This is a genomic window from Pseudomonas sp. R62, from assembly GCF_000257605.1.
In the GTDB taxonomy this organism is placed as follows: domain Bacteria; phylum Pseudomonadota; class Gammaproteobacteria; order Pseudomonadales; family Pseudomonadaceae; genus Aquipseudomonas; species Aquipseudomonas atacamensis.
Map to the genome: position 1 here is coordinate 938,213 of NZ_JH635998.1, position 8,758 is coordinate 946,970.

General features: G+C 57.1%; 5 protein-coding genes. All 5 read left to right on the forward strand.

The window, feature by feature from the left end; genetic code table 11:
• Positions 1-184: 184 nt before the first annotated feature.
• The 5 genes from OQK_RS05705 to OQK_RS05725 all read left to right on the forward strand — a co-directional run bounded on the left by OQK_RS05705 (position 185) and on the right by OQK_RS05725 (position 8,566).
• Positions 185-700 (forward strand): Hcp family type VI secretion system effector, encoded by a 516-nt coding sequence (locus OQK_RS05705; RefSeq protein WP_007949952.1) that lies wholly within the window; start codon positions 185-187, stop codon positions 698-700.
• Between the two features lie 135 nt (positions 701-835).
• A complete protein-coding gene (gene tssI, locus OQK_RS05710; protein ID WP_016771513.1) occupies positions 836-2,878 on the forward strand; it encodes a type VI secretion system Vgr family protein in 2,043 nt (680 codons plus the stop codon).
• Positions 2,868-3,605: a DUF4123 domain-containing protein gene (locus OQK_RS05715; protein WP_016771514.1), complete on the forward strand. Its 738-nt coding sequence runs from the start codon at positions 2,868-2,870 to the stop codon at positions 3,603-3,605. The genes tssI and OQK_RS05715 overlap by 11 nt, the downstream gene beginning before the upstream one ends.
• Positions 3,605-8,260 (forward strand): RHS repeat-associated core domain-containing protein, encoded by a 4,656-nt coding sequence (locus OQK_RS05720; RefSeq protein WP_016771515.1) that lies wholly within the window; start codon positions 3,605-3,607, stop codon positions 8,258-8,260. Before OQK_RS05715 ends, OQK_RS05720 begins: the two co-directional genes overlap by 1 nt.
• Positions 8,261-8,263: 3 nt before the next feature.
• A complete protein-coding gene (locus tag OQK_RS05725) occupies positions 8,264-8,566 on the forward strand; it encodes a hypothetical protein (RefSeq protein ID WP_016771516.1) in 303 nt (100 codons plus the stop codon).
• The last annotated feature ends 192 nt before the right edge of the window (positions 8,567-8,758 follow it).

Below are 8,758 nucleotides of genomic sequence, written 5' to 3' on the forward strand. Positions count from 1 at the left end.
AACTTCTTGCGCACTTTCTCCCGGTTATCCCGGTGAAAAACACCGCGAATGATGACCAACCAGCGTGGCGCCCCCGCCATCCGGGCACCGCGCAAAACCTGGCACGCTCCTTGATAACTCTCAGCCACCCACCGGGCGATTTCGCCTCCGGGCACCCTAACTTTATCCGCAAGGAGAGCACCCCATGGCAACACCAGCGTACATGTCGGTTACCGGCGAAAAACAAGGCCTGATCACTGCCGGCGCTTTCACCGCCGACTCCGTTGGCAACACCTACCAGGAAGGCCACGAAGACCAGGTCATGGTTCAGGCTTTCACCCACGACGTGATCATCCCGCGTGACCCGCAATCCGGTCAGCCAACCGGTCAGCGCGTTCACAAGCCAGTTGTGATCACCAAGGTCTACGACAAGGCTTCGCCACTGCTGCAAGCAGCACTGACTTCCGGCGAGCGCATGAGCGAAATCGTTATCCAGTGGTACCGCACTTCGGCTCAAGGCACCCAAGAGCACTACTACACCACCAAACTGGAAGACGCGATCATCGTCGCCATCAACAACAAAATGCACAACTGCCAGGATCCAGGCAACGCGCACTTCACCCACCTGGAAGAAGTGCAGTTCACCTACCGCAAAATCACCTGGACCCACGAAGTATCCGGTACTTCGGGTTCCGATGACTGGCGTGCTCCAGTCGTTTAATTACGGCTGACCGTTACACGCATCGGCCAGCTCTGCTGGTCGATGTTGTTTACGCCCCTCCAGAATTTCGCGTACGTTGAGCCGCTTTTTTTGCGGTCGTCGACGAGCGCCGCTGTACAGCACGAGGAACAAGGGATGTTCGCGCCGGCCAATGAAACCCACTTTGCCCTGACCATCGAAGGGCTTTCCGCCGACTTTCAGGTGTTTACCCTCACCGGCCGGGAAGCCATCAGCCAGCCTTTTGTCTTTGAGGTGGAGCTGGTCAGTGAGCAGCCGTCGCTGGACCTCGAAACCCTGCTGCACAAACCGGCCTTTCTGCAGCTGTCGCCTGACGGCAGCGGCATTCACGGGCAGATCTACCGCGCCGCGCAAGGCGATTCCGGCAAGCGCCTGACCCGTTATTCGGTGACCCTGCGCCCGCAACTGGCGTACCTGGCGCACCGCATCAACCAGCGCATCTTCCAGAACCTCAGCGTGCCGAAAATCATCGGCATGGTGCTCGAAGAGCACGGCATTCAAAGCAACGCCTACGAATTCAAGACCGGCTCGATCTATCCCGAGCGCATCTACTGCGTGCAATACGACGAGTCGGATCTGCACTTCATCCAGCGCCTGTGCGAAGAAGAAGGCATTCACTTCCACTTCCAGCACAGCGCCAACGCGCACAAGCTCGTTTTCGGCGATGACCAGACGGTGTTCCCGAAGCTCAAGCCGGTGCCCTATCAGCAAGACTCCGGCATGGTCGCCAGCAACCCGGTGATCAAGCGCTTCGACCTGCGCCTGGAAACCCGCACCAGCCGCACCACCCGTCGCGACTACGACTTCGAAAAACCGCGCCTGACCCTGGAAAGCGAAAACCGTGGCGACGCCCTGCCCGACCTCGAAGACTACGATTACCCGGGCCGTTTCATCGACCGCGAGCGCGGCAAACATTTGGCCAAACGCGCCCTCGAACGTCATCGCAGCGACTTCCAATTGGCCGAAGGCAAGAGTGATCAGCCCCTGCTGGTCAGCGGCCATTTCCTCGCCCTGACCGAACACCCGAAAGCCAAATGGAACGACCTGTGGCTGCTCACCGAAGTCCTGCACGAAGGCAAACAACCGCAAGTGCTCGAAGAATCGGTGACCAGTGACACCACCGCGCTGAAAGACGATTTCCACCAGGGCTACCGCAACCGCTTCCAGGCCACGCCATGGGACGTACCCAACCGCCCGCCGCTGCGCCACCCGAAACCGCGCATCCTCGGCAGCCAGAGCGCCGTGGTCACCGGCCCCAAAGGTGAAGAAATCCACTGCGACGAATACGGCCGGGTCAAAGTCCAGTTCCATTGGGACCGCGAAGGACAGGCCGACGACAAGACCAGTTGCTGGCTGCGCGTCTCCAGCGCCTGGGCCGGCGCCCAGTACGGCGGCATCGCCATCCCGCGCATCGGCATGGAAGTGCTGGTCACCTTCCTTGAAGGCGACCCCGATCAACCGCTGATCAGCGGCTGCCTGTACCACAAGGAAAACACCGTCCCCTATCCACTGCCGGCAAACAAGACCCGCAGCACCTTCAAGACCCTGAGCTCCATGGGCGGTGGCGGCTACAACGAACTGCGCATCGAAGACAAAAAAGGCCAGGAACAGATCTACCTGCACGCCCAGCGCGACTGGGACGAAAACATCGAGCACGACCAGAAAATCCGCGTCGGCAACGAACGCCACGACACCGTCGAACAGAACAGCTACACCGAGTTCAAGGCCGAAGAACACCACACCGTCTACGCCGACCGCAAAGTCGAAACCCGCGCCAACGACCACCTCACCGTCGGCGTCAACCAGCACATCAAGATCGGCACCGGACAGTTCATCGACGCCGGGCAAGAAATCCACCTGAGCAGCGGCATGAAAGTGGTGATGGAAGCCGGTGCGGAGCTGACCCTGGTCGGCGGCGGCAGCTTCATCAAGATCGATGCTGGCGGCGTGACCATGAGCGGGCCGGTGATCAATATGAATTCAGGCGGCAGCCCGGGCGTTGGTACGGGCGCCGCGCCATTGATGCCCGGCGTGCTGAAACAGGCGGATGCCGACAAGGCTGGCCAGGTCCTGACCCCGGCGCAAATCAACACCCTCAAACGTAACGCGCCGTTCTGTGAAGAATGCGAAAAATGCAAGGCAGGTGCCTGTGCCATCTGAACCAATCACCCCCAAGGACTGGCTGGCGCAACAGCCGCTGCAAAGCGGCGAGCGCCTGTACCTGATCGTCAGCGCGGCCAGCGATGCCGACGCCCTGAAAACCCTGTACCTCACCGAACCCACCGCCCAGCTCATTCCGATCTGGGGCGGCACGCCCTACTCCACCTGGCAACCGGTGATGCCCTACCTCACCGAACTCAAAGCCAACTCCGCCTTCCTGCCATGGATCGCCGAAACCGACGCCCTCGACTGGGGCTGGCTGGCGGTATCGCGTTCAGAACCGAACGAAGTGTTCGAGCATCTGCGCAGCCTGACGCAGGTAAAAATGCCGGATGGCACAGAGGTGTTTTTCCGGTTTTGGGATGGGCGGCATATTTATCCGATTCTGCGGGGGCTTGGGGAGAAGGCTGGAGAAGTGCTGCCGGTGTTTGAGCGGTATCTGATCAATGGGCAGGCGCTGGAAGTGGGCACGCGGGTGGTGCCGAAGGTGCGGGACTGGCCGTGGTGGGAGGTGCCGAAGGGGTTGTTGGAAGGGTTGAGCAAGGACAATCCGGCGACGCTGGTCAGCAACCTGATGCAATGGCTGGAAGAAGACCGCCCGGACCTCTACACCGCGTGGCCCGAGAACAATCTGAAGCTGAAAATCACCCGCTTCGTGCGCCGCCCGGATGCGCCGCAAAATCTTAAAGAAGCATTGATAAACCACCTGATTCTGGAGCAAGGCTGATGGATCGCGTTGCCTTTGTTGACAACCAACTGAACACCTTCAAGGACAGTCTGAAGCTGTATCAGGAACAAACCAAAACCTGGTATGCACAGGCCCTCGACAAGGGTAGCCGTGCCGCTGACATGCCGTCTTTGTTGGGTATGGAGCGTGTCATCAAGGTGGGCAACACCAGTAAAGCGGTGAGCATGACCGACGGTAACTTCACCTCGAACGTAGCTCAATGTCCGCTCAAAGGTCCGTTGCTGATCGAGAGCAAATTCGAATCGGTTTACGACATTCCGGTTGGTGATATCGAAGTCGAAATCGTTGCTGTGGACGGTGGCGCAGTCAGCAAGGTCAAACTCGACGCCCAAGGCAAAGCCGAATGGACCGGCGGTGTGCCCGGCAAGTTCTACACGATTCGCGTCCATAACGAAGTGACCCCGGCGCAGATCGACGCCCTCTTCAGTTCTTACAGCGGCGTGACTGCGGACCTTGAAGGTTTCCTGCGCAAGGAATGGACCGGCTTCAAACCGCAATGGTCGAATCTTTCGACCTCCGGCACAGCCATGGCCATCGGCAACGGCATTCTTGAAGGTGGCTGGGAAGCGATCAAGGGCGTGTGGGACGGCATCAGTCTCGTGCTCGACATCCTCCAGGACCCAGGAAAGTTTGCGAAAGATCTCGGCGCTGGCGCAGACGAGCTGATCAAAGTCGCCAAAAGCTCGCCGGACATCATGAAAAAGGCCATGTTGCTGGCCAGTGACGAAGCGGCTTTGTTTTTGCTGGTGCGCAGTGCGGTGATCTGGCTGGCGGGCTTGCCGCCGATGAAGATGGCGGGCGATGTAGCGAAGATGACCACGGCCATTGTCGTTGGCATTGCGATCGACATCGTGATCGGCGTGGTATTGACCATCGCGGCAGAAGGTACCGGCGTCATCTACCTTGCGGCCCGACTCAAGAAGTACGGAGAGCTTGTCATCAAGGCTGTGATCGGCTTCGTGAAGTCGGTGTTCAAGATCATCAACGGCTTTATGGAGTATGTCGCCAAGTACACCGCAGTGGCGGCCCGAGGGGTGACGGCGAAGGTCAGGAACGGGATTTCCGAGTTGCGTTTTGATGGGAAGCGTGTGACCACCGTCGAAACCCCGAAAACCCGGCACGATGCCCCTGCACAATCCAAGACCCCAGATGAAAAAAGCGCAACTTGCGCAAAGAACACTTGCACTAACGGCTGCCCGGTCTCCATGGTCACTGGCGAAGAGCTGCTGACGCTGACCGATGGAGAGCTCGGAGGGCCTGCACCATTTAGCTGGACTCGTCTCTATCGGACCAGCGCAGCGGAAATCGATTGTGGGCTGGGTTTTGGCTGGAGCCACGCGTTAGCCCAACGGATAGAAATCAACGCCGATGAAGTGGTATGGACTGATCATGAAAACCGGGTGATCACCTTCCCACTTCCAAGCATTCAACGCCCGGCGATAACCAATAGCCTCTCGGAAGCAGCCATCTTCATCGGGGACGATCCTTCAGAACTTATTCTCACTCAGGCTGGCGAGCATGCTCAGTTCTATCACTTCCGCTACGATCGCAAAGGCGCAACACTGATAGCCATCAGTGACAAATACGACAACCGCCTTCATGTCACGCGCGATATTCACGGTCGGATCAAACGTATCGACAATGGTGCCGGTCGTGCCCTGCTGTTGCGCTACGACCGTAAACACATTGTGGCAGTCGACTATCAACAGTTCACACCCGCAGACAATCTGGAAGATGTATGGACCACTGTCCAGACGATCATCAGTTATGCCTACGATTCGCAACATCGCTTGATTGAAGCGAAAAACGCCGCCGGAGAAGCCGAGCGTTACGCCTATAACGATCAAAACGTCATTCTCGAGCGCCGTTTAGCCGGAGGTGCCAGTTTCTATTGGGAATGGGAAAAAGAGGGCAAATCTGCACGCTGTATTCATCACTGGGCGAACTTCTCGCAGATGGATACTCGCTATGTTTGGGATGATAAAGGAAGCGTTACTGTCACGAACGCAGACGGTAGCGAAGAGATATACACCCACGACGACCAGGCCCGACTGGTTGCTCAAATTGATCCGGACGGAGCCGAAAATCTCAAAGCATATGACGATAAGGGACGCTTGGTTGCAGAGCAAAATCCGCTCGGAGCTATCACCGAATACCGATACAACGAATCAGGGCATCTGGTCGCGGTCATACCTCCAGAAGACGAACCAACGGGCTACGAATATAGCCGTGGGTTCGTAAGTAAGGTCGTTCGCGGTAAAGCAGTCTGGAAATATCAGCGCAATAATCAAGGCGATATCACCCAGCAGACAGATCCGGACGGCAACACCACCTACTACAGCTATGACCGTCGGGGGCGTTTGCAGGAAATCGGCCTGCCCGATGGCAGCCGGCACCAGTTGGGCTGGAATAGTCTCGGCCAGCTACTGGAAGAGCGCCTGCCTGATGGTAGTCAGCGCAAATACCGTTACGACGCACTCGGCCGGCAGATCACACGTCAGGACGAAAACGGCGCCATCACGCACTTCCAATGGGATGCCGCGAATCGCCTGGCACAAATTACTTTGCCCGGTGGAGCAACACGGGCATTTACATACAACGCATACGGTCGAGTCACCGCCGAACGCGACGAGCTCGGCCGCATCACCCGCTACGAATACGCCGATAATCTGCACCTCGTCAGCCGCCGCATCAATCCCGACGGCAGCCAACTGCGCTATCGCTACGACAACTCGCGCCTGCTGCTCACTGAAATTGAAAACGAGCGTGGCGAGCACTACCACCTCGAATACTACGCCAACGGCCTGATCCAGCAGGAAACCGGCTTCGACGGCCGACGCACCGCGTACGAGTACGACCTGAACGGCCAACTGCTTAAGAAAACCGAGTTCGGCGATGACGGTAGCGAACTGACCACCGAATATCAGCGGGATGCCGCTGGCCGTTTGCTGGTCAAGACGCTGCCCGATGGCGAAGAGATTCATTACAGCTACGACGCGCTTGGTCGCCTCGTTAACGTTGACGACGGCCATTGGCCGCTCGCCTACAAATACGATCTCCAAGACCGACTCATCGAGGAGCACCAAGGCTGGGGCACTCTGCGCTACGAATACGACAGCGTCGGTCAGCTCAAGCACTGCCGCTTGCCCGATGGCAGCAAACTCGATTACCGCCACCAGCCTGGCGGGCAACTCACCAGCATCGACCTCAACGGTTCTCGCCTGACCTCCCATCAGTTCAACGCCGGTCGAGAGCAACAGCGCCAACAAGGTCTGCTGCTTAGCCAATACCAATACGATGAACAGGGACGTCTGCAAGCGCACAGCGTTAGCCAACGGGACAAGCACCTGTTCCAGCGTCGCTACAACTACGACGCCAACGGCAACCTCGCCGGAATCGACGACAGCCGCAAAGGCAACCGCAGCTATCACTACGACCCGCTGGATCGCCTGATCAGCGTGCGCGGCGCCATGCCAGAGAGCTTCGCCCATGACCCGGCAGGCAACCTCCTCGGACAAAATGACCTGCCCGTTGCGAATCTCGCCAACGTCAAAGGCAATCGCCTGCTCATGCAAGGCGACCGCCACTACGATTACGACGCCTATGGCAACCTGACCCGTGAAAGTCGCGGCACCGGACAAAAACTCGTCACCGAATACCGCTACGATTGCCAACACCGCTTGATCGGCGTCAGCCTCCCAGGCGGCAGCACCGCCGCCTACAAATACGACGCCTTTGGCCGCCGCATCGAGAAAACCGTCGACGGCCATACCACTGAATTCCTCTGGCAAGGCGAACGATTCATCGCCGAAAGCGCACAAAATCGTTATCGCAGCTACATCTACGAACCGGGCACCTTCCGCCCGTTGGCAATGCTCGACGGCGAAGGCCCACTAAAAGCAGCACCGTTCTATTACCAACTCGACCACCTCGGCACACCGCAGGAACTCACCGATTACAGCGGCGAGATCATGTGGTCAGCGAAGTACCGCGCCTACGGTAACCTCGCGGCGCTGGACGTCAGCGAAATCGATAATCCGCTGCGTTTTCAAGGGCAGTATTTCGACACCGAGACAGGGTTACATTACAACCGCCACCGCTACTACAATCCGGGGACTGGACGGTTCTTGACGCCCGATCCGATCAAGCTTGCGGGTGGATTGAATAGCTACCAGTACGTGCCTAACCCTACGGGGTGGGTGGATCCCCTAGGGTTGAATACTTGTCCAGGCGGAGATAAATGCGTTCCGGGGCAAAGCGCTGAAATACCTGAAGGAAAAGCCAGGGTAAGCGATGGAGCCCCGCCTCCTCCCGACGTTCAATGGACAAATCATGGCAATAAACATGTGGCGCCTAAGGCTCCCTGGCCATCGGTTGTAAAATCGACCGCTAATGGAGGTGCAGCTAAATATCTACCCGGCACGGACATTGAAGCGTTAGAGCGGCACGCGTTTGCAAATGGTCAAGATGTTAACAACGGAAAACCATGGAAAGTAATTGACATGGGAAAAACCATAGGCGCCAATGACGGAAAAGAAACTCAGTACATGAGAGTGGAGTTAAGTGCAAACACAATACATGGACATCCAATATCAGAAGAATCGTTTAGAAAACTAACGAAAAAGAAGAAATGATTTATGAATTTTGAAAACATAAAGAAATTTGGCGGCAAGATAACTTTTGACGAAATATCCAGCCTAGCCGGATCGGATATTGCGCTCATTACAAATGAATTAAGGGAGGATCTTTTGCAAGCGCTACTCCCGCACGAGCAAATAATAGACATTGGCTGGTATCCCGAATTCAGTGAACACGGCGCCTTCAGAATCTCATTAATCGCAAATCAAAATTGGGCATCGCCTATATATACCGAAACGGCCAAAACCTGGGCCGATCTTGAAAAAGCGTTAGATCATACATTGAATAAAGTAAAAATTTAATGGATCGACGAGCTCGCGTTGACTAGCCAGCGTCGACGACGGTCGTTAGCCTTTCGCCTATAAACATGACTTGCAGACCAACTCATCGAGGAACACCAAGTCTGGGGCACCTTGCGCTACGAATACGACAACGTCGGCCAGCTCAGCCACTGCCGTCTGCCGGATGGCTGCACGCTCGATTACCGTCATTTG